At 48.8% G+C, this 25,078-nt stretch carries 25 protein-coding genes and 6 tRNA genes; 22 read left to right on the forward strand and 9 right to left on the reverse strand.

Annotated elements, in window-relative coordinates:
• Positions 1-8: 8 nt before the first annotated feature.
• Together XMA127_RS03130 and XMA127_RS03135 are read left to right on the forward strand one after the other, a co-directional pair.
• Positions 9-1,166 carry a 4-phosphoerythronate dehydrogenase gene (locus tag XMA127_RS03130; RefSeq protein ID WP_173484644.1) on the forward strand — a complete coding sequence of 386 codons (1,158 nt, stop codon included), beginning with the start codon at positions 9-11 and terminating at the stop codon, positions 1,164-1,166.
• A complete protein-coding gene (locus XMA127_RS03135; RefSeq protein ID WP_173480562.1) occupies positions 1,163-2,275 on the forward strand; it encodes an ATP-NAD kinase family protein in 1,113 nt (370 codons plus the stop codon). Before XMA127_RS03130 ends, XMA127_RS03135 begins: the two co-directional genes overlap by 4 nt.
• Here the strand turns inward: XMA127_RS03135 and htpX are convergent.
• The 3 genes from htpX to XMA127_RS03150 all read right to left on the reverse strand — a co-directional run bounded on the left by htpX (position 2,272) and on the right by XMA127_RS03150 (position 4,903).
• Entirely contained in the window at positions 2,272-3,159 is an 888-nt protein-coding gene (gene htpX / locus XMA127_RS03140) for a protease HtpX (protein WP_173480563.1), read from the reverse strand. The two genes, XMA127_RS03135 and htpX, sit on opposite strands and share 4 nt — an antisense overlap.
• 80 nt (positions 3,160-3,239) lie before the next feature.
• Entirely contained in the window at positions 3,240-3,608 is a 369-nt protein-coding gene (locus tag XMA127_RS03145) for a hypothetical protein (protein ID WP_173480564.1), read from the reverse strand.
• Positions 3,609-3,688: 80 nt separating this feature from the next.
• Positions 3,689-4,903 carry a pyridoxal phosphate-dependent aminotransferase gene (locus XMA127_RS03150; protein WP_173484645.1) on the reverse strand — a complete coding sequence of 405 codons (1,215 nt, stop codon included), beginning with the start codon at positions 4,901-4,903 and terminating at the stop codon, positions 3,689-3,691.
• Between the two features lie 163 nt (positions 4,904-5,066).
• Here XMA127_RS03150 and msrB point away from each other — a divergent pair, with 163 nt between their 5' ends.
• Entirely contained in the window at positions 5,067-5,465 is a 399-nt protein-coding gene (gene msrB, locus XMA127_RS03155; protein WP_173484646.1) for a peptide-methionine (R)-S-oxide reductase MsrB, read from the forward strand.
• A complete protein-coding gene (locus tag XMA127_RS03160; RefSeq protein ID WP_173484647.1) occupies positions 5,465-6,136 on the forward strand; it encodes a DNA-3-methyladenine glycosylase I in 672 nt (223 codons plus the stop codon). Before msrB ends, XMA127_RS03160 begins: the two co-directional genes overlap by 1 nt.
• Before the next feature lie 21 nt (positions 6,137-6,157).
• On the opposite strand, the gene XMA127_RS03165 is transcribed toward XMA127_RS03160, so the two are convergent.
• On the reverse strand, positions 6,158-6,715 hold the full coding sequence (locus XMA127_RS03165; RefSeq protein ID WP_173495224.1) for a SecY-interacting protein Syd: 558 nt from the start codon (positions 6,713-6,715) through the stop codon (positions 6,158-6,160).
• 169 nt (positions 6,716-6,884) lie between these two features.
• On the opposite strand from XMA127_RS03165, the gene XMA127_RS03170 reads away from it, so the two are divergent.
• From XMA127_RS03170 to XMA127_RS03235, 14 genes are all read left to right on the forward strand, one after another.
• A tRNA-Asp gene (locus XMA127_RS03170) sits at positions 6,885-6,961 on the forward strand.
• A 117-nt stretch (positions 6,962-7,078) separates the two neighbouring features.
• A tRNA-Val gene (locus tag XMA127_RS03175) sits at positions 7,079-7,154 on the forward strand.
• Between the two features lie 4 nt (positions 7,155-7,158).
• Positions 7,159-7,235, forward strand: a tRNA-Asp gene (locus XMA127_RS03180).
• Positions 7,236-7,286: 51 nt separating this feature from the next.
• Positions 7,287-7,362 (forward strand) — tRNA-Val (locus XMA127_RS03185).
• A gap of 4 nt (positions 7,363-7,366) precedes the next feature.
• A tRNA-Asp gene (locus XMA127_RS03190) sits at positions 7,367-7,443 on the forward strand.
• 44 nt (positions 7,444-7,487) lie between these two features.
• A tRNA-Val gene (locus tag XMA127_RS03195) sits at positions 7,488-7,563 on the forward strand.
• Positions 7,564-7,579: 16 nt separating this feature from the next.
• A complete protein-coding gene (locus XMA127_RS03200; RefSeq protein ID WP_173494670.1) occupies positions 7,580-8,494 on the forward strand; it encodes a 1-aminocyclopropane-1-carboxylate deaminase/D-cysteine desulfhydrase in 915 nt (304 codons plus the stop codon).
• Positions 8,495-8,590: 96 nt separating this feature from the next.
• On the forward strand, positions 8,591-9,475 hold the full coding sequence (locus XMA127_RS03205) for an NAD(+) kinase (protein ID WP_173480570.1): 885 nt from the start codon (positions 8,591-8,593) through the stop codon (positions 9,473-9,475).
• Positions 9,476-9,477: 2 nt separating this feature from the next.
• Positions 9,478-10,440: a metallophosphoesterase gene (locus XMA127_RS03210; protein WP_173494669.1), complete on the forward strand. Its 963-nt coding sequence runs from the start codon at positions 9,478-9,480 to the stop codon at positions 10,438-10,440.
• Positions 10,440-11,300 (forward strand): rhomboid family intramembrane serine protease, encoded by an 861-nt coding sequence (locus tag XMA127_RS03215; protein WP_173480572.1) that lies wholly within the window; start codon positions 10,440-10,442, stop codon positions 11,298-11,300. Before XMA127_RS03210 ends, XMA127_RS03215 begins: the two co-directional genes overlap by 1 nt.
• An 80-nt stretch (positions 11,301-11,380) precedes the next feature.
• On the forward strand, positions 11,381-11,650 hold the full coding sequence (locus tag XMA127_RS03220; protein WP_173480573.1) for a YeaC family protein: 270 nt from the start codon (positions 11,381-11,383) through the stop codon (positions 11,648-11,650).
• A complete protein-coding gene (locus tag XMA127_RS03225; protein WP_173498907.1) occupies positions 11,643-12,485 on the forward strand; it encodes a DUF2797 domain-containing protein in 843 nt (280 codons plus the stop codon). The genes XMA127_RS03220 and XMA127_RS03225 overlap by 8 nt, the downstream gene beginning before the upstream one ends.
• A gap of 11 nt (positions 12,486-12,496) precedes the next feature.
• Positions 12,497-15,100 carry an aminopeptidase N gene (pepN, locus tag XMA127_RS03230; protein WP_173495269.1) on the forward strand — a complete coding sequence of 868 codons (2,604 nt, stop codon included), beginning with the start codon at positions 12,497-12,499 and terminating at the stop codon, positions 15,098-15,100.
• Between the two features lie 14 nt (positions 15,101-15,114).
• The gene (locus XMA127_RS03235; protein ID WP_173483291.1) at positions 15,115-15,501 is read left to right on the forward strand and encodes a hypothetical protein; all 387 of its coding nucleotides are present in this window, start codon (positions 15,115-15,117) and stop codon (positions 15,499-15,501) included.
• A gap of 43 nt (positions 15,502-15,544) precedes the next feature.
• Here XMA127_RS03235 and XMA127_RS03240 read toward each other — a convergent pair whose 3' ends face one another.
• Positions 15,545-17,158 (reverse strand): GMC family oxidoreductase, encoded by a 1,614-nt coding sequence (locus XMA127_RS03240; protein ID WP_173484652.1) that lies wholly within the window; start codon positions 17,156-17,158, stop codon positions 15,545-15,547.
• Positions 17,159-17,274: 116 nt separating this feature from the next.
• On the opposite strand from XMA127_RS03240, the gene XMA127_RS03245 reads away from it, so the two are divergent.
• A complete protein-coding gene (locus XMA127_RS03245; RefSeq protein ID WP_173480577.1) occupies positions 17,275-18,171 on the forward strand; it encodes a LysR family transcriptional regulator in 897 nt (298 codons plus the stop codon).
• Here XMA127_RS03245 and XMA127_RS03250 read toward each other — a convergent pair.
• A complete protein-coding gene (locus XMA127_RS03250; protein WP_173495225.1) occupies positions 18,150-18,764 on the reverse strand; it encodes a riboflavin synthase subunit alpha in 615 nt (204 codons plus the stop codon). The two genes, XMA127_RS03245 and XMA127_RS03250, sit on opposite strands and share 22 nt — an antisense overlap.
• Before the next feature lie 80 nt (positions 18,765-18,844).
• On the opposite strand from XMA127_RS03250, the gene XMA127_RS03255 reads away from it, so the two are divergent.
• Positions 18,845-19,726 carry a TIGR01777 family oxidoreductase gene (locus XMA127_RS03255; protein ID WP_173495226.1) on the forward strand — a complete coding sequence of 294 codons (882 nt, stop codon included), beginning with the start codon at positions 18,845-18,847 and terminating at the stop codon, positions 19,724-19,726.
• A 4-nt stretch (positions 19,727-19,730) separates the two neighbouring features.
• On the opposite strand, the gene XMA127_RS03260 is transcribed toward XMA127_RS03255, so the two are convergent.
• Positions 19,731-20,582, reverse strand: coding sequence for an ion channel (locus tag XMA127_RS03260; protein WP_173480580.1), 852 nt, complete (start codon positions 20,580-20,582; stop codon positions 19,731-19,733).
• Between the two features lie 119 nt (positions 20,583-20,701).
• Here XMA127_RS03260 and XMA127_RS03265 point away from each other — a divergent pair, with 119 nt between their 5' ends.
• The gene (locus XMA127_RS03265; RefSeq protein WP_173495227.1) at positions 20,702-21,739 is read left to right on the forward strand and encodes a quinone-dependent dihydroorotate dehydrogenase; all 1,038 of its coding nucleotides are present in this window, start codon (positions 20,702-20,704) and stop codon (positions 21,737-21,739) included.
• 27 nt (positions 21,740-21,766) lie between these two features.
• On the opposite strand, the gene XMA127_RS03270 is transcribed toward XMA127_RS03265, so the two are convergent.
• Positions 21,767-22,258 (reverse strand): peptide-methionine (S)-S-oxide reductase, encoded by a 492-nt coding sequence (locus XMA127_RS03270; protein ID WP_173484654.1) that lies wholly within the window; start codon positions 22,256-22,258, stop codon positions 21,767-21,769.
• Positions 22,259-22,357: 99 nt separating this feature from the next.
• Positions 22,358-22,564, reverse strand: coding sequence for a ribosome modulation factor (gene rmf, locus XMA127_RS03275; protein WP_173480583.1), 207 nt, complete (start codon positions 22,562-22,564; stop codon positions 22,358-22,360).
• A gap of 275 nt (positions 22,565-22,839) precedes the next feature.
• Here rmf and rlmKL point away from each other — a divergent pair, with 275 nt between their 5' ends.
• The gene (rlmKL, locus tag XMA127_RS03280) at positions 22,840-25,002 is read left to right on the forward strand and encodes a bifunctional 23S rRNA (guanine(2069)-N(7))-methyltransferase RlmK/23S rRNA (guanine(2445)-N(2))-methyltransferase RlmL (RefSeq protein WP_173483284.1); all 2,163 of its coding nucleotides are present in this window, start codon (positions 22,840-22,842) and stop codon (positions 25,000-25,002) included.
• Positions 25,003-25,078 lie beyond the last annotated feature (76 nt).

Consider the following 25,078-nt stretch of genomic DNA (forward strand, 5'->3'; position numbering starts at 1 on the left):
GGGTGTTCATGATAAAGCTCAAAAAAGTCATTGTTGCAGATGAGAATATGCCGGCCGTTGAGGCACTGTTCTCCTCCTTCGGTGAAGTTCGCCGTGTGGCGGGTCGCTCAATAGAACCCAGTCAGTTGGCTGATGCTGATACGCTTCTGGTACGTTCTATTACCCAAGTTAATGCACAGTTATTGAGTGAGGCTAAACCGTTAGAATTTATCGGTTCGGCGACCATAGGTATGGATCATATGGATTCTCACTACCTGACTGAGCGCGCAATCCCCTTTACTAACGCAGCAGGCTGTAATGCCGATTCGGTTGTGGATTATGCGCTAGCAGCTATTTATGAATATGCCGAACAGAGAGCCTTAGATCCACTGAGCCTCTCATACGGGGTGGTCGGTGCCGGTAATGTAGGCTCTCGGTTAGTTAGCCGTTTAACTGCACTGGGGGTTAATGTCCTTGTATCAGATCCCCCTCGTGCTCTTCGGGATCATTCCTTTATAGATACCCCTCTCGCAGAGTTAATGGCCCAGTCGGATGCTGTCTGTTGTCATCTGCCGTTAACCACCAGCGGTGAGCATGCAACCCATCACTTGATTGGCGAGTCGCTTCTGCAGCAGCTGAGTCCAGGAGCACTGCTTTTAAATGCTGGACGGGGGCCAACCATTGATGGTGAAGCACTCTTAAAGTTTGCCAAGCAGAGAACTGACGTCACACTGGTGATGGATGTGTGGGAAGAGGAGCCGACAGTCGACAGTGAATTGGCCGGTCGGGTGTTGATCGGTACGCCCCATATAGCGGGTTACAGTTTAGAGGGTAAGTTACGCGGAACCTATATGCTGTACGAGCGTTACTGTGAGATTTTGGGTCTTGAGGTTTCTGTCTCTTTCGACAGCCTATTTATTGATTATCCAACCCCAATGCTTGAATTAACTCGACAAACAACCGTTCAGCAAGTGATTCAATCTGTCTACTCCATAAAAGAGGATCATCAGCATTTTATGGACTCTTTGACCCCTGCGAAAAATCAACCTAAAGCCTTTGATCAATTGAGAAAGAGTTACCCGGTGCGTCGAGAGTTTTCATCGCTGAAGCTGACCGGTCAGACGACAGGCGCGATGAAAGTTCAGCTTGCAGCTTTAGGGTTTAAGGTGGATGAGGTGCAGGTATGAAGTTTCGCTTAGGCGTATTGGTCAACCCTTATGCCGGTATTGGTGGCAGTGTTGCATTGAAAGGGAGTGATGGTGAAGCGATCAGAGATGAGGCTTTAAGCCGAGGTGCTCAGCAGCTTGCTCCGGTCAAAATGCGTCACGCCCTTGAGGCCATAAAGAGTGATCAAATTGAGCTGTTTACCTGGGGCGGTGCCATGGGTGAAGAGTCAATTAAAGAGTTAAAGTTAGAGTGCCTTGTCTTAGGTTCACCGCAGCACTGGCCGACCAGTGCAGAGGATACGTTGATCGCTGCTAGAGCAATGGTTGACGAGGGTGTCGATCTCATTCTGTTTGCGGGTGGTGACGGTACGGCACGCAATATTTATGAAGCCATTGGGCAACAGGTGCCTGTCCTTGGCGTTCCGGCGGGTGTGAAGATTCATTCAGGCGTCTATACCCTGACCCCTTCGCTAGCAGGGTCATTAATTACTGATCTTATCGAAGGGCGTCTGGTTCGCATGGAGCAGGCTGAGGTTCGCGATATTGATGAGTCTGAGTTTAGGCAGGGCCGAGTTCGTGCAAAATATTATGGCGAACTGCTTGTGCCTGCAGAGCATCAGTATGTGCAGTCTGTGAAAGAGGGCGGCAAAGAGGTTGAAGAGCTTGTAGTCGCTGATATCGCGGCCGATTTTGTTGAGCAGATGGATCCCGAACTTCTCTATGTGATGGGATCCGGCACAACCGTCGCGGCGATCATGGATGAGTTGGGACTCGAAAATACGCTGTTGGGTACCGATCTTATTAAAGATGGAGAGGTTGTCGCTAGTGATTGTTCAGCACAGCAGTTACTTGAGCTAGTGGGGGATGCGCCTTTCAAGATTGTCATCACACCGATTGGCGGGCAGGGGCATCTTCTTGGTCGCGGTAATCAACAGTTGAGCCCGCAGCTGATTCAAAAGGTAGGTCTACCGGGTCTCTATGTCGTTGCGACACGCTCTAAAATCGTCGGACTTAATGGGCGCCCGCTTATTATTGACAGTGGTGACCCAGAGCTGGATCGAAAACTAACCGGTGTGGTGGCGGTGCACACCGGTTATCGAGACGCCGTTATCTACCGAGTCGGAATTTAACGGCGGTTTTGCAGAGCCTCAATACGAGCTGCTAGAGGAGGGTGGCTCGCAAACATCTCCATAAAGCCCTGCTTCTTGATGCTGCTGATGCCAAAGGCCGTGAGCTGTCCGGATAGCTCTTGCGCTTGACCCGATTCAGCCTGCAGTCTTTGCAAAGCATTAATCATGCCCTGCTTGCTCGCTAGGTCTGCACCCGCTTCATCTGCCCGGAACTCACGGCGACGCGAGAACCAAGCCACAATCATATGAGCAAATACGGCAAAGACCATCTCAGCGATAAAGGTCGCGATGTAAAAGCCTATACCAACACCGCCTGAGTTATCGCCACGGCGCAAGAAGCTATCAACGGCGTAACCGACGATACGAGCTAAGAACATCACAAAGGTATTGATAATCCCTTGAATCAACGACAGAGTCACCATGTCGCCATTCGCAACGTGACCTACCTCGTGTGCTAGCACCGCTTTCACTTCATCGGCTTTGAATCGCGAAAGCAGACCGCTACTGACCGCAACCAGTGCGTTGTTCTTATTCCAGCCAGTCGCAAAGGCATTCGCTGCATTGGATGGGAATACCCCCACTTCTGGCATGCCAATACCGGCTTTTTGAGCCAGTTCTGCCACCGTTTCAACCAGCCATTTCTCCTCGGCATTGCGAGGTTGCTCAATAATTTGAGTGCCCGTTGTTCTCTTCGCCATCCACTTAGAGATAAACAGAGAGATAAATGAGCCGGCAAAACCAAACACTGCACAAAAGGCTAGTAGAGCGCCAAGGTCTAGGCCGTTCGATGTTAGGTATGGACCAACGCCAAGGATGTTAAGCGTCAAGCTGGCCACCAGAATGATGGCAAGGTTGGTCGCTAAGAAAAGGATTATTCTGAGCATTTAGGTTGCTTCCTCAAACAATTTATCTATTAACACAAATTGTGGCGAAGCAACCTAAATTCAACCTTAAAGGTGAACTCTTAAAGGTTAACGACGCGAGCTTCGATAGCGTTACGCAACTCTTGGTAAGAGTCGATGTTCTCTGGTGCGAAATAGAGTTTGTAGTAGACCTTTTCACGCACGCGGTTGATCCCTTCACGACTATCACCGGTCATCGATGCGTAGGTGTGAGCCATTTGCAAGTGAATGACCAGAGTGCCTGCCGGTTGAGTAAATGAGTGTCCCGCTAGGTCAACGCGCTGGCGCGGTTCATGTTGTGAGTAGAAAGAGATCTCACCAATGTGCGCCATGTTGATTAGAAAGTTTGATGTGATGTCCACAACCAGCTTCTTATCCATGCCGTTGTGGTTCATCTTAATACCGCGATCTTTTTTGATCTTTAAAAACATAACTACTCCTGTTAGTTAGTCGCACTATAGTCGCTAATTGTGACAGTGATACGACATGGCTCCATTCCGTAGAGCTCGGGTTACTGTTTGTAGGTTTTCAGGAAGGTGCCAATTCTAGAGATGGCATCTTCCAAGAGTCTTGGTTCCGGTAAAAATACAATCCTAAAGTGCTGAGTATCCGGAAGGTTGAAACCGCTACCATGCACAATTAGCACCTTTTGCTGCTGAAGTAGATCCAGTGCGAATTTCTCATCGTTGCTGATGGGATGGATCTCGGGATCTAACTTCACAAAACAGTACATTGCCCCTTTGGGTTTAACGCAGCTGACACCGGGGATCTCATTTAGCATCTTGTAGGCGATATCTCGCTGATCGCATAGGCGACCACCAGGAACAATCAGTTCATTGATCGATTGGTATCCGCCAAGTGCAGTTTGAATGGCATTCTGCGCCGGTACGTTTGCACACAGACGCATGTTCGCCAGCATCTCTAAGCCTTCGATGTAGTCGGTTGCCGTGTGCTTAGGACCACTTATAAACATCCAACCTGAACGGAAGCCCGCCGCACGGTAAGTCTTGGATAATCCGTTAAACGTACAGACCAACACATCATCTGTCAGTGATGCGATCGAGGTGTGTTTCGCTTCGTCGTAAAGAATTTTATCGTAGATCTCGTCAGCAAAGATGATCAGATTGTGTTCACGCGCTAGTTCGATAATCTCCATAAGAACCGATTCTGGGTACAGCGCACCAGTTGGGTTGTTGGGGTTGATCACCACTATCCCACGGGTGTGCTCAGAAATTTTGCTGCGAATGTCTTCAATGTTTGGAAACCACTCGCGCTCCTCGTCACACTGATAGTGAACCGGTGTCCCGCCCGCTAGGCTGACGGCAGCGGTCCATAGCGGGTAGTCTGGCGCAGGGATTAACATCTCGTCGTTATCGTTGAGAAGCCCCTGCATTGCCATCACGATCAGCTCAGAGACACCGTTGCCGATGTAGATATCTTCGATGGTGACATCTTTGATGCCTTTGCGTTGTGACTCCTGCATGACTGCTTTACGAGCCGCAAACAGCCCTTTTGAATCACAATAGCCCTGCGCGCTTGGCAAGTTGTAGATAACGTCTTGAACAATCTCGTCAGGGGCATCGAAGCCCCATGGGGCCGGGTTACCGATATTCAGTTTTAAAATTTTGTGGCCATCCTCTTCCAAGCGTTTTGCTTCTTGAAGGACAGGTCCACGAATGTCGTAACATACATTGTTGAGTTTGTTGGACTTTCTAATCTGAGACATCGGTAGAGCTCTTCTCACGGGGAGATTAATTTAAAGGGGATCGATTTGAGTAGAATACGTCGTACTACCAACGTGTTGATAAGCAAACCGTGTTAGTAGTAACTATACGACTTTGCTCGGTTTGGGTATAGAGTTTACCGAGCTCTTAGAGAGGTTTTTCATAATGCAATATGATGATTTAAAAGACGATGAGTACTGGCGGGATAAATTGTCACCTGAAGAGTTCTACATATGTCGCCAGAAAGGGACAGAACGTGCCTTCACTGGTGCCTATTTTGATGAGAAGCGATCAGGTTTATACCGCTGTAAATGCTGCGATGCTGAACTCTTTGATAGCTCTCTGAAATATGATTCCGGATGCGGTTGGCCTAGCTTCTTTGATGAGTTGGGTGAGGGTAGGGTAGATCAGCATCCTGATCACTCACAAGGTATGGTGCGTACTGAAATTACCTGCAGTCAGTGTGGATCTCATTTGGGCCATATATTCTCGGATGGCCCACAACCAACCGGTGTTCGTTACTGTGTCAACTCTGCATCTCTTAATTTTGAACCGGATCACTGATGAAACCTTTTTCACACCTTCTGCAACAGGCTAAGCATTTTTACCCCGATTGGAGTGAGGCCGAGCTGCTAGGTCCACGGGCGGCTAATCGGACAGAGCTTATGGCCACTCCGGATGATCGCATATTGTCCGCAATGACCTGGCGTATCTTCTGTGCAGGGCTCAAGCGCTCGTTAGTGGATGGTAAGTGGCCTGCTTTTGAAAAAGCATTCTTTGGTTTCGATCCTGAAAAGGTCTCGTTGATGAGTGATGATCACCTCGATGCATTAATGCAGAACAGGGATCTCATTCGCCACTTTGGAAAAATTAAAGCAACTCGTATCAACGCTTTGATGATTCATGAAGTCAGCCAAAAACAAGGTAGCTTTGGTCAGTTTTTGGCTGATTGGCCGGTCGAGGATACTGTCTTAGGGTTGTGGAGCTACTTGAAAAAAGAGGGGGCACAGTTGGGTGGTAACTCAGGAGCCTATGCACTTAGAATTATTGGTCGTGACAGTCCAGTCCTGACAGATGATGTGGTGGTCGCGTTAAAGGCGCAGGGCGTTGTTGATAAGCGTCCCACGGCTAAGCGTGATCTACTTCTGGTTCAAGAAGCATTCAATCAGTGGCGCGGTGAATCTGGCGTTGATCTGTGCCAAATCAGTCGTCTTTTGGCTAGGTCGATTGGTTAATCGACCTCCTAATCAGTAGGGTCACTGGTGATGGATACAAGTCACCTGGCTGAGAAAGCTCTCTAGATCTTCAGCAATGACACTGAACTTTTTCTGTCCTGGCTTCTCTAGAAGCACACGACCTGTGTCGCTCTCCACCGAAAGAATCTGATCGCCATCCGGTTCAGTAGTAGCAAAGAAGAAGCTGATGTTTTGTCGCAAGCGTCTTTTGTTCAGAGCATGGCCAATGAGGTTCTCTCTTAAGCGCTCCAGATCCTCAGGGTTCCAGACAAAGATGAGACTTAATTCGCCCTCGGTATGGGTTGCTAAGATGGGTTGTGACCAACAACTGGTGTAGTAATCAATGATCGATTGGGGAATCTCTATCTCTAGAGCTTCTGAAAGTCGCTCAAACATGTCCAGAGTCGAGTTATTGATAGGGCTGGGTAACCACTCAGACTCTTGGTCAACCTCATAGCCTGGCAGCAGTGCAGGGCTCAACCAATCCTCTTCAACCAGAAGTGTTGGATTACCCTGTTGTTTGCATTCGGTTTTGAATTCGTCGAAGAGGCGAGTCAATTGAGCGGTAACGGCGGACATGTCATTTCTCTCTAATTTATCCAGCGCGTAGGTTAACAAATAATCAACCTTCAGTTTGGTTTAAAAAAATCGCTATTTTTTAGAAAAATATCGGATAAAGGTTTGACTCTGATCGAAAAGCCATTAAAATTCGCACCCTGTTCTTGAGCAGCAATGCTCAGTTACTGCTGGAGCGGTAGTTCAGTTGGTTAGAATACCTGCCTGTCACGCAGGGGGTCGCGGGTTCGAGTCCCGTCCGTTCCGCCATTTATGAGATTGCAGTCCTCTAATTCTGCACTTCTTGTAGGAGCGATCTTGCAAAGGTCGCGATTTTCGCATCGTCTTCGACAATGCTCCTACAGATACGGCGCAAGCCACCGTTATGGGCGAATAGCTCAGTTGGGAGAGCATCTGCCTTACAAGCAGAGGGTCGGGGGTTCGAACCCCTCTTCGCCCACCATAACGGAGCGGTAGTTCAGTTGGTTAGAATACCTGCCTGTCACGCAGGGGGTCGCGGGTTCGAGTCCCGTCCGTTCCGCCATCTTTCATGAATTGGTTTGAAAGATTACGTCGCAAGACAAACCACCGTTATGGGCGAATAGCTCAGTTGGGAGAGCATCTGCCTTACAAGCAGAGGGTCGGGGGTTCGAACCCCTCTTCGCCCACCATAACGGAGCGGTAGTTCAGTTGGTTAGAATACCTGCCTGTCACGCAGGGGGTCGCGGGTTCGAGTCCCGTCCGTTCCGCCATTTTCCTTGAGAAAATGAATCGTCGAAAGACACGCCTACGATATGGGCGAATAGCTCAGTTGGGAGAGCATCTGCCTTACAAGCAGAGGGTCGGGGGTTCGAACCCCTCTTCGCCCACCATATCGAGTTCTGATTCATGCAGACACCTTCAATCTCTATCGAAACTATAAATCTACCTAACGGCTTTAGTTTTGATTTATTGCGTCTAGATCAAACTGATCGTCTGATTTCGGGCAATAAGTGGTTCAAACTGCTCCCTAATCTCTCTAAACTCAACCTTGGTGATCTAGTGGCCAGCTTTGGAGGTCCTCACTCCAACCATATTCACGCACTGGCCTACGCGGCACAGAATCTAGAGCTTAAGTCGGTTGGTTTTATTCGCGGTGAACCTCAATCCACACCAACACTTGAGGATGCTAAAGCCTGCGGCATGCAGTTGATATTCATCGATCGTGACACCTATCGTGAAAAGCCTACTCAGTCGCTGGCGGATCAATATCAGTTAATCAATCCCTACTGGATACCGGAAGGGGGAAGTAATCATAGCGCCGTCGAAGGCTGTGCCTCTATCTGGCATCAAGCCTGTTTGCAGAATCGCGTCTACGATCAGGTCTATGTGGCGGTGGGATCTGGGGGAACTTTGGCGGGTTTAGTCGCTGGAGCGCCTGATGGAGTCGAGCTGATTGGGTTGTCTGCTCTAGGAAGCCTCGCCGACCTAAATGAACGTGTCAGTGAGCTGCTGACACAAGCAGGTCATCTTCAAACGGAGCAATCCGTGCAGTGGTCTATTGAGGTGGCTCTGCAGCAACGCTATGGCAAGGTGACTGCTGAACTAGCGGCCACTCAGGTTCGAGCTCAGATTCTAGGTCTACTGCTAGACCCAATCTATACCTTGCGAGTATTCCACTATCTGAATCGTCAGTATCTCAAGCATCGTTTAACAGGGAAGCGTCTACTGATGGTTCATACCGGAGGTTTGCAAGGTCTTAGGGCTCAGCAAGAACGTATCAACCGTCTGGCAAATGAGTTTGTCGGCCCTCTCCCTTTTTAACGGCTTTTAACACCTAGGTCGGCTAACGTTCTCCCTCTACAAGCTTTATACTGCTGTCTAATCATTCATTGATATCCGCAGGGAAACGCACAGGGTATGTATCAATTTCGCAATATTGGTCTTATAGGCCGCTTAGGAAGTAAAAAAGTCATCGATACCATGAAGCAGCTCATTCGCTTTCTTGAGCAGCGTCATTTGAACATTGTCATTGACGATAAGATTTCAGAGCTAATGCCTGGCCATGGTCTGCAGGTCTCGCCGCAAAAGCTGATGGGCGAAGTGGCTGATCTGGTGATCGTAGTGGGTGGTGACGGAAGTCTGCTTGGGGCTGCACGCTCATTGGCGTCGTCAAATGTGCCTGTGTTGGGTGTTAACCGCGGTAATCTTGGCTTCCTAACGGATATTAAACCTGAAGAGATCGAAGAGATGGTCGATCAGGTTCTAGAAGGCCACTACGTAGTTGATAAGCGTTTCTTGCTGGATGTCACCGTGAAGCGCAATGGCGAACCCATCGCCGAGACAACGGCCCTTAACGACTGTGTGTTGCACCCAGGTAAAGCGACTCGAATGATTGAGTTTGAACTCTGGATTGAAGGTCAGTATGTCTACACCCAGCGTTCAGATGGTTTGATCGTCGCAACACCAACAGGATCTACCGCCTACTCACTGTCAGCCGGTGGTCCTCTGATGCACCCTAAACTGGACGCGTTGGTCTTAGTTCCAATGTTCCCGCATACACTATCAAGCCGCCCAATTGTGGTAGACGGTAACTCTGAGCTGAAACTGGTGATCAGTGAAAATAATGAAACATACCCGTCCGTAGCCTGTGATGGCCAAAGTAACATCGCTTTGGCGCCTGGTGATACCGTGACGATCAGTAAGAAGCCACAAAAGCTGCGCCTGCTCCACCCAGAAAACTACGATTTTTACAGCACCTGCCGGACCAAGCTCGGTTGGAGCTCAAAGCTCTGGGATAAGTAGTTTTGCAGAGACAGGGTATAGATTTAATTGGCGATATCCACGGCTGCGGCGAGAGTTTAAAGCTTCTGCTCAACCGCATGGGATACAGGGAAATTGATGGTGCATACCGTCACCCTAACCGCCGCGTTATTTTCCTCGGTGATGTAATCGATCGTGGTCCACGCATTGTTGAGACCTATGAGATCGTTCGGGCCATGGTGGAAAAGTCGGGCGCCGAAATTGTCATGGGTAACCACGAATACAACTACTATTGTTATAAAACGCCTAAGGGTGATGGTAGTGGTGACTTTCTTCGTGAGCACACGCCCAGACACCAACGCATTGTTCAAGAGACTTTAGATCAATTTGCTCATCGTCAATCGGATGAACAAGAGCTGTTGGATTGGATTGAGTCGATTCCACTGTTCATCGAGCATGATGATCTGCGAGTGGTGCATGCCTGTTGGCACTCAACCTTGATCAACCGTTTAAAAGAGCGAGTAGGTTCTGCTCCAGTCGTGGATAAGCAATTTCTTTTGAACTCTGTCAAACCGCACAGTTTTGAGCTCTTGGTCATGGATCGATTGACCCGTGGCACCCATTTGCGACTGCCCAACAATGAAGTGATGATCAGCAAAGATGGATTTAGACGCCACTTCTTCAGAACTCGTTTCTGGGCGCAAGAGCCTAAACGAATGGGGGATGTGGTGTTTCAACCTGATCCTTTGCCGGAGCATATAGCTCGTACCGAGCTAACACCCGCTGATTACGTGGATCTGCAGTTCTATTCGCGCGATGAGCGGCCACTGTTTATCGGCCACTACTGGTGTGAAGGTGAACCTAAACCGGTTGCCGATAACATCGCCTGCCTAGATTACAGTGCGGTTAAATACGGTAAGTTGGTGGCCTACCGATTCGATGGTGAAAAGACGCTCGATAGCAGCAAGTTCATCTGGGTCGATGTCGATGCGGAGTTCCCGCGCTAGTGGTTCCTGTGGTTAAAACCGATCTAACGGTCGATCTAACAGAGTTCACCCAATTTTTATGGGCTAACGCCATTCCTCATCGGGTGGTGGAAGAGGGTGACAGCCAAACACTCTTTGTTGCGGCCCACATTAACCGCGAAAAAGTCCTCGAACTCTTTCAATATTGGCGAGAGGGTGGGGATCTCGCTAGCATCAATGTGCAAGTTCACAACCCTAAAAGCCGATCCCCCTTTAAAATTTCAGAGCTAAAACAACTGCCTGCGACGGCTTTACTGATTTTCCTATCGGCCATCATCACGCTGCTCATCGATTTCGGTGGCAATGCCAGCTGGATGGTGAGATTCAGTTTTGCCGACTTTACACTCAGCTCCAGCCAGATTGAGTATCACACACTGAGTACTATGCTCTCATCGGGAGAGTTGTGGCGGATTTGGACTCCGATGTTTATGCACTTCTCTCTGCTACATATCTTGTTTAACCTGCTTTGGGTCTGGATGATCGGTGGTTCGATAGAGCGCCTTCAGGGGACGACCCACTTCTTGCTGCTGGTGCTTTTCTCGGCAGCTCTCTCTAATCTGGCTCAGTTTTGGGTGACGGGCCCGCTCTTTGGTGGCCTCTCTGGTGTCGTCTTTGCTGTGTTGGGTTACACCTGGTTATGGGATCAATTGAGCAGTAGGCCATTGTTTAGGCTCCCTAAAGCGCTGTTTGGGTTCATGATTTTTTGGTTGGCTCTGGGATATACCGGAGCGCTGGAATTCATAGGTTTAGGGGCTATTGCTAATACCGCTCATTTGGCCGGTCTGCTGTCGGGTTTGGCCTTCGCACTGATTAGCCGAGTTTGGCTGCCCAAATCCTCTTAAAAGCCAGTATCAAAAGCCCTCTCAAACGATCCTCTCTATGGTATTCTGAACGCTTGAAATTTGAATGAATGGGTAGCGGTTTGAATTACGAAAAAATGATCGAAACCATGACGCCTGATGTCTATCAGGCGCTCAAAGTGGCCGTTGAAATTGGTAAATGGCCCAATGGTGAAAAACTATCTCCTGAACAGCGTGAGACCAGTATGCGTGCGGTCATTGCCTATGAGGTGGCGCGTGATATTCCAGAGGATCAGCGTGTAGGTTTCATCGATCGTACTCGTCCTGATGGAAAACAGCATGGTTCGGATCCAATGCAGCCTGACGTGTTGAGAATCCTAACCGATGACTAATGACGCTTTATCGCTGCGAGCAGAGGGTATATTGGAGAAGATGCGAGTGCATCTCGACTCTCCTGTCCGTTATGAGCTATCCCTGAACGGCGAGGCTGGTCCGTTAGTGAATGATTTTATTGGCCAACCCATTCGCCTTGAATACATCGGACAAATCAACTGCCTCTCCTGTGGTCGTAAATCCAATAAAAGTTTCAATCAAGGTTTCTGTTACCCCTGTTTCAAAAAACTTCCGGGCTGTGACACCTGTATCGTTAAGCCTGAAACCTGTCACTTTGCCGAAGGAACCTGTCGTGATGAAAGCTGGGGTTTGAAGAACTGTTTTGCCCCGCATCTCGTCTATCTTGCCAACTCTTCAGGGCTCAAGGTGGGCATTACTCGCCAAACCCAGATCCCGACTCGCTGGATTGATCAGGGTGCTGTGCAAGCACTTCCGATTATGGAGGTCGATAACCGCCTGCAGTCAGGTCTTGTTGAAACGATATTTGCTAAACAGGTGGCCGATAAAACCAATTGGCGTGCCATGTTGAAAGGCGATGTTCTGCCTCTTGATCTGAAACAGGAGCGCGATCGTCTGTTTGAACTCTGTGATGAGCCCTTGCAACAGCTCATCAGTGCTCAATCTGGCGATGCGATCCGTAAGCTGGATGCAGAGGTCGTTGAAATTAACTTCCCAGTGCGTAACCACCCCACCAAGGTAACCAGTTTTAACTTTGATAAAACGCCCATTGTAGAGGGCATCCTAGAAGGGGTTAAAGGCCAGTACCTCATGTTAGATACGGGCGTGATCAACCTGCGCAAGTTTGGCGCGTACAACATTAAATTTTTCGCGTGATTGGAGAGACAATCTTGAGTGAACAACCCAACACAATTTATCTAAAAGATTACCGTGTTCCTGAATTTTTGATCGACTCAGTAGCGCTTCGTTTTGAATTGGATGAAGAGGAGACGTTAGTCTTTGCAACATTGCAGATGCGCCGTAACCCCGAATCTCATCTTCGCAACGCCCCTCTGATTTTAAATGGCGATAAAGACCTTCAGCTCAAACGAATCTGCATTAATGACCAACAGGTGCCTGAAGGCGAGTATAAGGTCACGGATGAGTCACTGACGATTGAGGTTGTTCCTGATCAATTTACTCTGCAAACGCTCTGTCGCATTCAGCCACAGCTGAACACTGCATTGGAGGGTCTCTACCGTTCGGATGGTGTCTTCTGTACCCAATGTGAGGCAGAGGGCTTTAGACGCATCACCTATTACCTTGATCGCCCTGATGTGATGTCCCTGTTTGAGACAACCATCATTGCTGATCCCGAACAGTATCCCGTGTTGCTATCAAACGGTAATGCCGTTGATAAAGGGGTCACTGATGACGGACGTCATTGGGCTACTTGGCAGGATCCACACCCCAAACCCGCCTACCTGTTTGCTTTAGTGGCGGGTGATTTAAGCTGCATTGAAGATCAGTTCACAACAGCCTCTGGACGTGAAGTTCAGCTGCAAATTTTTGCTGAACCTAAAGATCACGACAAGCTTGCCTATGCGATGGAATCCCTAAAGAGATCGATGCGCTGGGATGAAGAGGTCTATGGCCGTGAGTACGATCTTGATATCTACATGATCGTGGCCGTCGACTTCTTCAACATGGGTGCGATGGAGAATAAAGGCCTCAATATCTTCAACACCAGTTGTGTATTAGCCAGTCAAAAGACCACTACAGACCTTGGGTTTCAGCGAGTAGAGGCGGTGGTTGCTCATGAGTACTTCCATAACTGGTCAGGCAACCGTGTCACCTGTCGTGACTGGTTCCAGTTAAGTCTTAAAGAGGGCTTTACCGTCTTTCGTGATGCGGAGTTCTCGGCCGATATGAACTCGCGAACCGTGAAGCGAATCGAAGATGTGACACTGCTGAGAACGGCACAATTTGCTGAAGACGCTGGCCCCATGGCGCATGCGGTGAGACCGGAATCGTTTATCGAGATCTCAAACTTTTACACGCTGACCGTCTATGAGAAAGGCGCAGAAGTGGTGCGCATGATCCATCAGCTTTTGGGTGAAGAGACCTTCAGAAAAGGGACGGATCTCTACTTTGATCGTCATGATGGCCAGGCCGTTACGACGGATGACTTTGTGGCCGCGATGGAAGAGGCTTCAGGGCGCGACTTAACACAGTTTAAACGCTGGTATTCCCAAGCAGGTACTCCTGTGGTTGAGGTCTCTGATCAGTGGGATGCTGCATCAGGAACCTACCAGCTGACCTTTAAACAGAGCTGCCCAAGCACTCCAGGTCAAGATCATAAAGCACCCTTCCATATGCCCATCCGTTTTGGACTGCTCACACAGGAGGGGACGGAACTCTCTTCAGGTGTTTTGGAACTTACGGAAGAGGTACAGAGCATTAGTTTCGAAGGCCTTTCTGAACAGCCAACTCCGTCTCTGCTTCGCGGCTTCTCAGCACCGATTAAGTTGCGTTTTAACTACACGGATGAGCAACTGCTGCATCTGATGCGTTTTGATACTGACGGCTTTAACCGTTGGGAGTCGGGACAGCGCTACTTAGTGAACAAACTGCAAGCAGGCATTGCGGGTGCGGCGGTCGAATCCAACGCAGCGCTTTTAGATGCTTGGCGAGCGTTACTGGAAGATGAGTCCTTAGATGAGGCGATGCTCGCTAAGTTATGCACCTTGCCGAGCGAAGCCTATCTGAGTGAATTAGCTGAGGTCATTGACGTTGAAGCGATTCACGCGACTCGTAAAGCTTTTGTCAAAGCCCTAGGCAAAGCCCTAGCACCAGAGTGGTTGGCAGTCTATCAGCGTTGCACCTCTGAAGAGGCTTACCAACCAACAGCAGATCAGGTGGCTAAGCGCAGTCTGAAAAATTTAGCCTTGAGTTACTTGATCGCTGCAAACCATGAAAGCGCCATTGAGTTAGCAATGGAGCAGTTCAACAACGCTGACAATATGACCGATCAACAGTCTGCACTGGCGGCACTGGTTCACTCTGAAGATGCCCAAGCAGCTAAACAGGCGCTTGCGGCATTCAAGCAGCAGTGGTCAGGTGAAGCGCTGGTGATGAACAGTTGGTTCTCACTGCAGGCCTGTGACTCCAAAGAGGGCGCTCTGGATCGAGTTAAAGCACTTGAAAACGATGAGCTATTTGATGCAAAAAACCCCAATAAACTGCGCAGTCTGATTGGTGCTTTTGCCAGTGCAAACCCAGTTCAATTCCATGCGCCGGATGGCTCGGGTTACCAATACTTGGCTGATTGGATCATTCGCTTGAATGAGCAGAACCCTCAAATTGCATCGCGAATGTTAACGCCTTTAACTCGCTGGAAGCGCTATACTAGTGATAAGCAAAAGTTAATGAGAGCTCAACTGGAACGCATCATGAAGCAGAAGGCGCTGTCGCCCGATGTTTATGAAGTCGTTAGTAAGAGCTTGGTGTAATAGGAGTCATTGGTATGGCTATCTCTATCGATTCTGCGATTAAGTTTGATCTGCAACAGAACTACCGTCGTTACCTGAACTTTCTAGATCAGTACGGGGCTGAAAACGATGCACTGAAAAATGCGCGAAGCTCTAAGGTCTGGATTGTTGCATTGGTGCTACTGATCTTCGCTCTAGCCTCTGATTTCTTCTTAGGCGCGAGTGCTGCTCTGTTTGGTATCTTCTTCTATCGAGTCGTGATGGCTTGGTTGGAGGTGAGAAAAGCGGAAGAGGGGCGTGAACAGGCAGAACGCTGGTTCTCGACTAAGGGGTTTAAGTTCGAAGGACGCGTACTCTTCTTCAAAGAGGACGAAATGCTGGAAGAGCCTGTAGATCCTTTTGATGAGCGAATCTACAAATAGTCTCAATCCCAAAGGGGCAGATCATTGATCTGCCCCTTTTAGTTTAAGCGTTATCCTCAAGGATCATGTCAGACGCTTTCTCTGCAATCATAGTGATCGGTGCATGAGTATTACCCGAGGTAAGGGTTGGCATCACTGAACCATCCACTACGCGCAGACCGTCAATGCCGTGCACTCTCAATCGCGCATCCACAACGGACATCTCATCACTGCCCATTTTTGCGGTGCCGACCGGGTGGAATATTGTTGTACCGACATCACCTGCGGCCTTCGCGAGCTCTTCATCCGATTGAAGCTGTGCGCCCGGTTTTAACTCAATTGGATTAAATTCACGTAAACGCTGAGTCGCCATTAGCTTGCGAGCGTGGCGTAAGCTATCTGCTGCAACCTTGCGATCGCCGTCCGTCGAAAGGTAGTTCGGTTTAATTGCTGGCGGAACATTAGGATCGGTCGATTGAATATGACAGGTACCGCGGCTCTCTGGACGCAGGTTACAGACCGAGACGGTGATAGCCGGAAACTCGTGCAGATCCTCACCGAATTTCTCAAGCGATAGAGGTTGAACGTGATACTCAATGTTCGCCGTAGCATGCTCATCCGAGGATTTAGTAAAGATACCGAGCTGACTGGGGGCCATTGACATTGGGCCTGAACGTTTTAAGAAGTATTCAGCCGCAATTTGCGCTTTACCCAACAGGGTTGACTGCCACTCATTCAGAGTTTTTGTGTTTTCAACGGTGTAGATGGTTCGCAACTGTAGGTGGTCCTGTAGGTTTTCACCGACACCAGGGAGCTCGTGCACCATCTCGATTTTGTGCTCCGCTAAAACCTTGGCAGGGCCAATGCCAGAAAGCTGTAGAATTTGTGGCGAATTGATCGCACCGGCACTGAGCAGTAGCTCTTTATCGGTCGTTACGCTCGCAACTTGCCCGTTAACGATGAGATCAGCACCCACAACGCGTCGGTTTTCAATACGCAGCTTGGTGACTTGAGCGTGAGTCATAATGGTGAGATTAGGACGTGCTTTAACGGGGTTGATAAAGGCTTTGCGTGCATTCCAGCGAATGCCATTTTTTTGGTTAACTGGGAAATAACCTGAACCCTCATTATCACCACGGTTGAAGTCTGAGGTTTTCGGTACATCAACCTCTTCAGCCGCCTCTCGAACGGCTTCTAGAATCGGCCAGCTCAAGCGCTGCTCTTGAACGAACAGTTCCCCTTTATCATTGTGGAACTCATCAGCGGGTTGGTAGTGTCGTTCAGAGCGTTTGAAATAAGGAAGAACCTCTTGCCAGCTCCAGCCTTCATTGCCTAATGATGCCCACTCATCATAGTCACGCTCTTGCCCACGCATGTAGATCATGCCGTTAATCGAAGAGCAGCCCCCCATTACTTTACCGCGAGGGTAGATAAGTGAACGACCATTAAGCCCCTCTTCGGCATCGGTTGAGAAACACCAGTCAGTTTTTGGGTTGCCTATACAGTAGAGGTAACCCACTGGAACATGTACCCAAAACTGGTTGTCACTGCCACCCGCTTCAAGCAGAAGCACACGAGTATTTGGATCTTGACTCAAACGGTTGGCTAATACACAGCCGGCAGACCCAGCGCCAACGATGACGTAATCGTAAGTTCCAAGATCTTTGACAGTAGACATGGCGTTATCCTTTCTATGCTTATTAGTGTGTGCACCATCTTATGATTATTTGTGCAGTAATTTTTGATTATTTTGCTGGTTTGTTGTGCTAAATTGCACAGATGATGGATGATAAATTGAATTGGAACGATCTGCGTTACTTTCTCGAGGTCGCTCGCGCGGGTCGTTATTTGACTGCAGCAAAACGAATGGGCGTGAACCATACAACGGTGTCGCGTCGAATAGCCGCTCTTGAAGATGCGTTGCAAACCCCACTGTTTGAGGCGGATGATAAAGGCTTGCACCTCACTCCGGCCGGTGAAGCTGTTTTGCCTCTGGCTCAACAGTGTGAAGACATTACTGTCTTGACCAAAGAGAGAGCGGCTTCAGATCAGCGATCCCTATCCGGGAACCTAAGAATTGGGGCGCCAGATGGTTTGGGAAACCTCTTTATAGCAAATCAATTAACCCATTTTGTCCATCGTAACCCTGATCTAAACCTACGCTTGGTACCCGTTCCACAGAGCCTTAACTTGATGAAGCGTGAGGTGGACATAGCGATCACATTGGAGCCCTCTGAGAGGCGGGATATTCATTGTAAGAAACTGACGGACTACCAGCTTTTTCTCTATGTAGGTCGTGAGTATCTGCAGAATAATTCCGTAGATTTAGAGGATATTGAATCGGTTAAACAGCACCCGTTTGCCGGTTATATTCCCGATATACTCTACACTGAGCAGTTAGGGTTTAACCGATTGATCGATGACCAACTGATTGAGCGCTTTCAGGGGGCAACGGTGATGTCCCAATTCCAGTTTATTGCTAATGGTGGAGGGTTTGGGGTGTTACCCCATTATATGGTGCAAGATGACCCGCGTTTTGTTCAGGTTCTGCCAAAGGAGATTAGCTTTATACGAAGCTACTGGCTGCTGACGCCACTAGAGCTGAGGCGTCGCGCCAATGTTCGTTCTATCTCAACTGAGTTAGAGCAGTTAATCGCGCAGCACAGAGATCAGTTTTTGCCGCGCTCCTGAAGGTAACGCTCGACGGTATCGACAATCGCTTGCGTTTGAGGGTCGATCTCTAGGTTGATCAGATCACCTACCTCTGCTTTGCCAAACAGTGTACGCTCCAAGGTTTCTGGAATGAGCCAGACAGAGAAACGGTCTTCTGTTACTTGCGTCATCGTCAAACTACAGCCATTCAGTCCGACAAACCCTTTATCCAATAGATAGGGTGCCCATTGGCTCGGACGATCAAACTCAACTCGGCAATTGGTCTCTGTCTTTTCGATCGCTGTTATCGCTACTCGGTCGCAAATATGGCCCGACATTAGGTGCCCACCAATCTCATCGCCAATCTTAGCGGCACGTTCAAAATTGACCAGTGACCCGACCTGCAAATCGCCAAGGTTGGTCAGTTCTAGTGTCGATTGGATCGCATCAAACTTGGCTCTGTTACCTTCAAATGAGGTAATCGTTAAACAAGTACCATTAAGTCCGACGCTGGCTCCGATCTGGAAGTTATCACAACAGTTTTCCGGGAACTCAAGCTGCAGTGTCATAAAATTATCGGCTGGGGTTAGAGCAGTGACAGTCGCCACACCTTGAACAATACCAGTAAACATTATCGATTCTTCCTTTAGCTTTAGCAGTCCGAACGCTAGCATGGGACGTAGATAAAGCAAACAGTTAAGGGTTTAACAGCATGCACATTCTTTTGACAGGCGGTACAGGGTTTATTGGTGATGCAGTCGCTAGAGCGCTCGTCGCTCGAGGTGACCGAGTCACTCTATTGATACACAAACGATCCTCGAAAGTGGCCGGTGTTCAAACAATCTCAAATTTGTCTGACTTGAACACCGCTGTCGATGCCATTGTCAATTTAGCAGGCTTACCGATCGCTGATAAACCTTGGACTCACTCGCGAAAAGTGGCCCTGCGTGCCAGTCGTGAAGGAGTTACGGGGCAGTTAGTGCGTTGGATTGCTCAACAAGAGGTTAAACCCAAGGTGCTAGTCAGTGGCTCAGCGATCGGTTTTTACGGGGCGACTCGCAGTAATCAGACGCTTTCTGAGGCGGATCAACCTCTGGTTCAAGACTTCTCCAGTGAGCTTTGCAAAAGCTGGGAGAACATTGCCTTAAGTGCTGAACAAGAGGGTGTCAGAGTGGCGCTACTGAGAACAGGCATCGTGCTTGGTAAGGGTGGCGCCCTGAAGAAGATGCTACCTGCCTTTAAACTGGGCTTAGGTGGTCGCATTGTCGACGGCCAGCAGATGATGTCCTGGATACATCTGGACGATCAGGTCAACGCCATTCTATTTTTGATTGATAACCCAGATGCGAGTGGGCCTTTCAATTTGACCGCACCTAACCCAGTCTCCAACCAAGTATTTACAGAGGAGCTTGGCAGAGTCTTGAAGCGTCCAACCTTTTTGCTAATGCCAGCTTTTATGCCCAAGTTGATGCTTGGCAAAGAGGGGGCTGCACTGCTGACTGAAGGGGTGGCTGTGATTCCTGCGAAGTTGACTCAGCACGGATTTGATTTCAAATACCCTTCACTGGATCAAGCATTAACCGCTGTTATCTAATCCTTTAATCTTTGGGTGAGCGCTTTTCAGACTCGAGCGTTTGAATCTGCTCCAACGAAGTCACCGCTTTATTGAGGTTTTGTTCTATTCGCTCTAAACGAGCTTCAAGCATCTGAAGGCGTCGCACCATAGCGTCTTCCCGGTCATTTTTCTCCTCTTCATCTTTTTCGATAAAAAAGACAGAGAAACTAGCGGTCAGCATTGAAAAGATCGCGATGCCAACCAAAATCAGAAGCATGCCAACGATACGACCCTCAAGGGTGGTTGGAACAAGGTCGCCGTAGCCGACGGTTGTCATCGTGACCCAAGCCCACCAGAAACCATCAATCGGGTTTTTGAACGCCGGATCCAGTCCAGAGATGAGGAAGGCGGCTAGGATCAGAAATCCCAGTGCGATCGCCAGTGTTACCCCTAGGTTATGCCGGCCCAACACCGAGCGAAGATCGCTAGATAGGCGTGTAAATATACTGGCAAAAATCAGCAGTCTCAGCGATCTTAAGACGCCACTTTGTAAGCCTAAAGCATTCAATAAAATCGGAATTCCGGTTAGCACGATGACCAGACTCATCCAGTTGCCTTTTAGGTATCGTAGTCTGTTGTCTACCAACGCCAACATAACCACAAGATCTAAGGCAAAAAAGCCCCAGATCACCCAGTCGTTTAAACCGATAATGGCAAGCTGTTCGTGATGGTTTGTGGTTTGAAAATACCAGTCGATCAGTATCCAAAACGCCAGAAATAGGAGTGGCCACTCAAAGAGTCGTCCCCACTGTTTGGCTCTATGGTTCTCACGGACATCAACGCCTTGGACCCCTAAAATGCCCATTAAACGGTTGTGCTTATTGTGCTGAGTCACCGGCTGATCTCCTGAATAGATAGATGAATATTATTTATGACACCGGTGACTTAAGCAAACTGTCATTCAGAATGACCACTCTGTATAATTCGCCCAACTAAAATTTCGATTGGATAATCATGTTATACGACTTAGCCCGCTCTTTGATGTTTCGCTTAGATGCCGAGAAGTCTCACGACCTTGCACTGAGCAGTATGAACTTGGCCGCCGATCTGGGTATGCCGAAGCTTCTTGGTGCGAAAATGGTGGATGCCCCGACTGAAGTCATGGGGATTCGTTTCCCCAACCCCGTTGGATTGGCAGCCGGTCTGGACAAGAACGCGGGTGCTATCAACGGTTTGGCGGCCATGGGTTTTGGTTTTGTTGAAGTCGGTACCGTGACTCCTCGTCCTCAACCGGGCAACCCTAAACCCCGTCTATTCCGCATACCTGAGCACAGCGCGATCATCAATCGCATGGGGTTTAATAACCTGGGTGTAGATCGACTGATCGAGAATGTTGAGGCGTCGAACTTTAAAGGCGTACTGGGAATCAACATTGGTAAGAACAAAGATACCCCTAATGAAAATGCGGCCGATGATTACCTAATCTGTTTGCGTAAGGTGTATCCCTACGCTACTTACATAACGGTTAATATCTCTTCACCAAACACGCCGGGTCTTCGTGACCTTCAGCAGGGTGATAGTCTCAACTTGCTTTTGGACATGCTGAAGAATGAACAGGCCCGCTTGGCAGGTATTCACGGCAAATACGTCCCGATCGCGATCAAAATTGCGCCCGACATGGATGAAGAGGGTTTTGTAACAACTGCTAATCTACTTAAAACCTACGAGATGGATGGGGTGATTGCGACCAATACCACCATTGAACGAGGTGGTGTAGAGAGCTCTGAATTTGCCAAAGAGGCGGGTGGTTTGAGCGGTGCTCCAGTTCGCAACCTATCGACTCGTGCGATCCAAATCTTGGCGCGTGAGTTGGATGGTGCTTTGCCTATCATAGGTGCTGGTGGTATCACTGAAGGTTTTGACGCTGTCGAGAAGATCGAGGCGGGTGCTAGCTTGGTTCAGGTCTACACAGGTTTTATCTACCGTGGTCCTAAACTGATCACTGAAGCGGCTGAAGCGATTCGTGATCGTCGTTTATTAGGACACCGTTAAGCTCAACGCTTTGACACTGAATAGCCGCTATCGATTAGCGGCTTTTTTGTATTTATAGAGCAGTGCTAGCGGGATGTGGCAGAAACTATGATCCTCGGGATGACGTGTCAGTCGGTCCTGGTGCTCGTCATCACTTTTGACGTAGTTGGATAGGGGGAGTACCTCAATAGCCAGCTGTTTATAATCTTCGCGGCTTTTCAGAATTCGTTTTGCCTCGTCCAAGTGTTTGCGTTCTCGACTGTAGATCCCTGTTCTGTATTTAGGCCCAACATCTTGGCCTTGTTGGTTGATGCTGTAGGGGTCGATTATTTCAAACAAGCACTCGATCAGCTCGACTAGGGCTATCTGTTCAGGGTCGAAGTCGATCTGTACACACTCCGCATAGCCATCATACTCAACGTCTGTCCTGTTAGACGTGCCATTGGCTCGACCTGCTTGCGTGGAGATGACGCCAGGAACATGCCGCATGAACTCTTGGACACCCCATAGGCAGCCCCCAGCAAAGTAAATCTGTTCCATTAGCCCTGCTTAACATTGGTGTTTAACTGTGAAGAGAGGATCTTAAAACGAAAAAGGCTCCTATGGGTATCATTAGGAGCCTTACTTGATTAAATGTTGTTAGTGATAACTTGGATTGACCTGTATCGCTGAAACACCTGATTGGCCATTCCAGTGGGCTTCTCGCCCTTCGCGCCATCCTGTCATCCAGTGGCTGCGTAAGTCTGTCGTTGATACCGGACAATCTGACTGTGATTTACCCTCCAGTCCGGCAGTAAAACCGCGTTTGTATAGTGAATTGCTACGTTCTCGTTTCTGTCTTTTCATATATACGCCTCGTATTGAGTGAGTATCTGCTTTCGCAGTGATGTTTTGGCGACAACAATTGGTAGTCACAACCTAGTAATAGACCAGATTGGCAATTTTAAGTAATTGTATTGCTCAATTTAAATTCACCTTCTAATAGGTTTAACCTTTTCGCGTCAGCAGCAAAGTCGGCTGAATCAGTGACTTACAGATGAAGCGTAATGCTTTAAAATAGGGCTAATATAGCGGATGAAAATTTTTCATTTCATTCGGCGTTAACCAAATTGAGTGTTGAAATGAAATTATTCGTTACCTGCCCCAAGGGCGTTGAGTCTTTACTGCTAGCCGAGTTGAAGTCGATCGGTATAGAGGGGTTAAAAGAGACTCAAGCAGGGGTTCAGGTAGAGGGTGATCTCGCCACAGCCTACACGATCTGTTTGTGGTCACGTCTTGCAAACAGAGTACTGTTGCTATTGAAAGAGGCTGATGCGACTTCGACAGAAGCACTCTATAACGATATTAAGTCGATTAATTGGCTGGAGCACATCCGGGCTGAAGGGACTTTGGCCGTTGATTTTAACGGCCGTAATGAGTCGATCAATAACACCCATTTTGGCGCTCTTAAAGTGAAAGATGCGATTGTTGACTCCGTTCGTGAAGAGACCGGCAGTCGTCCCTCCGTTGCCAAACAGTACCCTGATCTGCGCATCAACGTTCATCTGCGCAGAACGACAGCTCAGGTAGCAATTGATCTGTCCGGTGAGAGTCTGCACCGCCGTGGATACCGACTTCAAACCGGTGCTGCGCCGCTTAAAGAGAACCTTGCAGTAGCGCTATTGATGCGTGCGGGTTGGCCCAATCAAGGTGACTTTAAACAGCTAGTTGATCCTATGTGTGGTTCTGGAACCTTAATCACTGAAGCTGCATTGATGATGGCGGATATTGCGCCGGGTCTGTTACGTCGTCGCTGGGGCTTTGATCGTTGGTGCCAACACCAGCCGTCTATCTGGCAAGAGATCTACCAAGATGCAAAACAGCGCCGTGAAGCAGGGCTAAACAGAGAGGGTTACCCTCGTCTAACTGGTTTTGATGCCGATTCAAATGTTCTGCAGCGTGCAAACAACAACGCTCAAGCCTTAGGTGTCGAGTCACTCGTCCATTTTGAACGTTGTGATCTGGCTAGCTTGTCACTTCCTTCGCCAGAAGATAAAGGGTTGTTAATTACTAACCCCCCTTATGGTGAACGATTGGGTGATCGTTCAAGCCTAAGATTTTTGTATAGCCAGCTGGGTGATTTCTTAAAAGCCCAAGCGCATCACTGGCGTGTGGGGGTGTTCACTTCGAACCCTGAGCTTGGCAAGGTGATGGGTCTGCGTGCAGACAAGCTCTACAAGCTCTTTAATGGCGCACTGCCCAGTCAATTACTGCTATTTACCGTCTACCCGCAGGAGGGTGTGCCGCAAAACAGTGCAGATTCCGATTCGGATGTTGTGCACCAAGATAGTGCACCCCTGTCTGAAGGGGCGCTGATGTTAGAGAACCGACTTAAGAAAAACCTTAAACAGCTCTCTAAGTGGGTGAAACGTGAGTCAATCGAGGCATACCGAGTCTATGACGCTGATTTGCCAGAGTACGCGGTCGCAATCGATCGATACGCTGATCAGATTGTGGTTCAGGAGTATGCGCCGCCTGCGAAAGTCGATCCTGTAAAGGCCTTTAAGCGACTTCAAGATGTGATGGCCGTTGTAGGAAGAGTGTTTGCTTTGGGCACAGACTCGATTGTATTGAAACAACGCAAGCGTCAGCAGGGCAGCGATCAGTATCAACGACAGACCGAACAGGGTGAGACGCTGACGGTACAAGAGCATGGCTGTCTGTTCGAGGTCAACCTAAGAGATTACCTAGATACAGGTCTTTTCCTAGACCATCGTCCTGTTAGGCAACAGATTCAGTCTCTCGCTAAGGGTAAACGTTTCCTAAATCTTTTCTGTTACACCGCTACCGCCAGTGTCCATGCGGCTGCCGGTGGTGCGATCAGCACGACCAGTGTCGATATGTCGGCAACCTACCTCGATTGGGCCCGACGCAATTTTGAACTGAACAAACTTGACGCTAAACGTGCTGATTTTGTTCAAGCGGACTGTATTCAGTGGCTTGATCGCCCTCGTTCAGAGACCTTCGATCTCATCTTTATGGATCCACCGACCTTCTCTAACTCTAAGAGAATGTCTGACATCCTAGATGTGCAGCGTGACCACGTTATGCTGATTAAAGGGGCAATGGCGTTGCTTGAACCCGGTGGGCTTCTGATCTTTTCAAATAACTATCGCCGCTTTAAGTTGGACTACGAGCAGCTCGACGCTTTTGAGATTGTGGATACTTCTCATCGTACGATTGATCCTGATTTCAAACGTAACTCGAAGATTCACTACAGCTTTGAGATCCGCCATAAGGCATAAAATTCGTTTAATGCCCAAAGTTGGTACGTTACTTGCTAACTAATGCACAGTCTTGCAGCACGGAGTTTGCTGAAAG

This window comes from Marinobacterium sp. xm-a-127, from assembly GCF_013283425.1.
Classification (GTDB): Bacteria; Pseudomonadota; Gammaproteobacteria; order Pseudomonadales; family Balneatricaceae; genus Marinobacterium_E.

Excerpts from the sequence above, each read along its gene's own strand:
- XMA127_RS03160 (WP_173484647.1), top strand. The coding sequence starts at position 5,465 with ATGAAACCTTTTTCACACCTTCTGCAACAGGCTAAGCATTTTTACCCC.
- XMA127_RS03225 (WP_173498907.1), top strand. The coding sequence starts at position 11,643 with ATGACTAATGACGCTTTATCGCTGCGAGCAGAGGGTATATTGGAGAAG.
- XMA127_RS03145 (WP_173480564.1), bottom strand. The coding sequence starts at position 3,608 with ATGTTTTTAAAGATCAAAAAAGATCGCGGTATTAAGATGAACCACAAC.
- XMA127_RS03130 (WP_173484644.1), top strand. The coding sequence starts at position 9 with ATGATAAAGCTCAAAAAAGTCATTGTTGCAGATGAGAATATGCCGGCC.
- XMA127_RS03240 (WP_173484652.1), bottom strand. The coding sequence starts at position 17,158 with ATGTCTACTGTCAAAGATCTTGGAACTTACGATTACGTCATCGTTGGC.
- XMA127_RS03165 (WP_173495224.1), bottom strand. The coding sequence starts at position 6,715 with ATGTCCGCCGTTACCGCTCAATTGACTCGCCTCTTCGACGAATTCAAA.
- rlmKL (WP_173483284.1), top strand. The coding sequence starts at position 22,840 with ATGAAATTATTCGTTACCTGCCCCAAGGGCGTTGAGTCTTTACTGCTA.
- htpX (WP_173480563.1), bottom strand. The coding sequence starts at position 3,159 with ATGCTCAGAATAATCCTTTTCTTAGCGACCAACCTTGCCATCATTCTG.
- XMA127_RS03200 (WP_173494670.1), top strand. The coding sequence starts at position 7,580 with ATGCAGACACCTTCAATCTCTATCGAAACTATAAATCTACCTAACGGC.
- msrB (WP_173484646.1), top strand. The coding sequence starts at position 5,067 with ATGCAATATGATGATTTAAAAGACGATGAGTACTGGCGGGATAAATTG.
- XMA127_RS03265 (WP_173495227.1), top strand. The coding sequence starts at position 20,702 with ATGTTATACGACTTAGCCCGCTCTTTGATGTTTCGCTTAGATGCCGAG.
- XMA127_RS03150 (WP_173484645.1), bottom strand. The coding sequence starts at position 4,903 with ATGTCTCAGATTAGAAAGTCCAACAAACTCAACAATGTATGTTACGAC.
- XMA127_RS03250 (WP_173495225.1), bottom strand. The coding sequence starts at position 18,764 with ATGTTTACTGGTATTGTTCAAGGTGTGGCGACTGTCACTGCTCTAACC.
- XMA127_RS03270 (WP_173484654.1), bottom strand. The coding sequence starts at position 22,258 with ATGGAACAGATTTACTTTGCTGGGGGCTGCCTATGGGGTGTCCAAGAG.
- rmf (WP_173480583.1), bottom strand. The coding sequence starts at position 22,564 with ATGAAAAGACAGAAACGAGAACGTAGCAATTCACTATACAAACGCGGT.
- XMA127_RS03255 (WP_173495226.1), top strand. The coding sequence starts at position 18,845 with ATGCACATTCTTTTGACAGGCGGTACAGGGTTTATTGGTGATGCAGTC.
- XMA127_RS03235 (WP_173483291.1), top strand. The coding sequence starts at position 15,115 with ATGGCTATCTCTATCGATTCTGCGATTAAGTTTGATCTGCAACAGAAC.
- XMA127_RS03135 (WP_173480562.1), top strand. The coding sequence starts at position 1,163 with ATGAAGTTTCGCTTAGGCGTATTGGTCAACCCTTATGCCGGTATTGGT.
- XMA127_RS03205 (WP_173480570.1), top strand. The coding sequence starts at position 8,591 with ATGTATCAATTTCGCAATATTGGTCTTATAGGCCGCTTAGGAAGTAAA.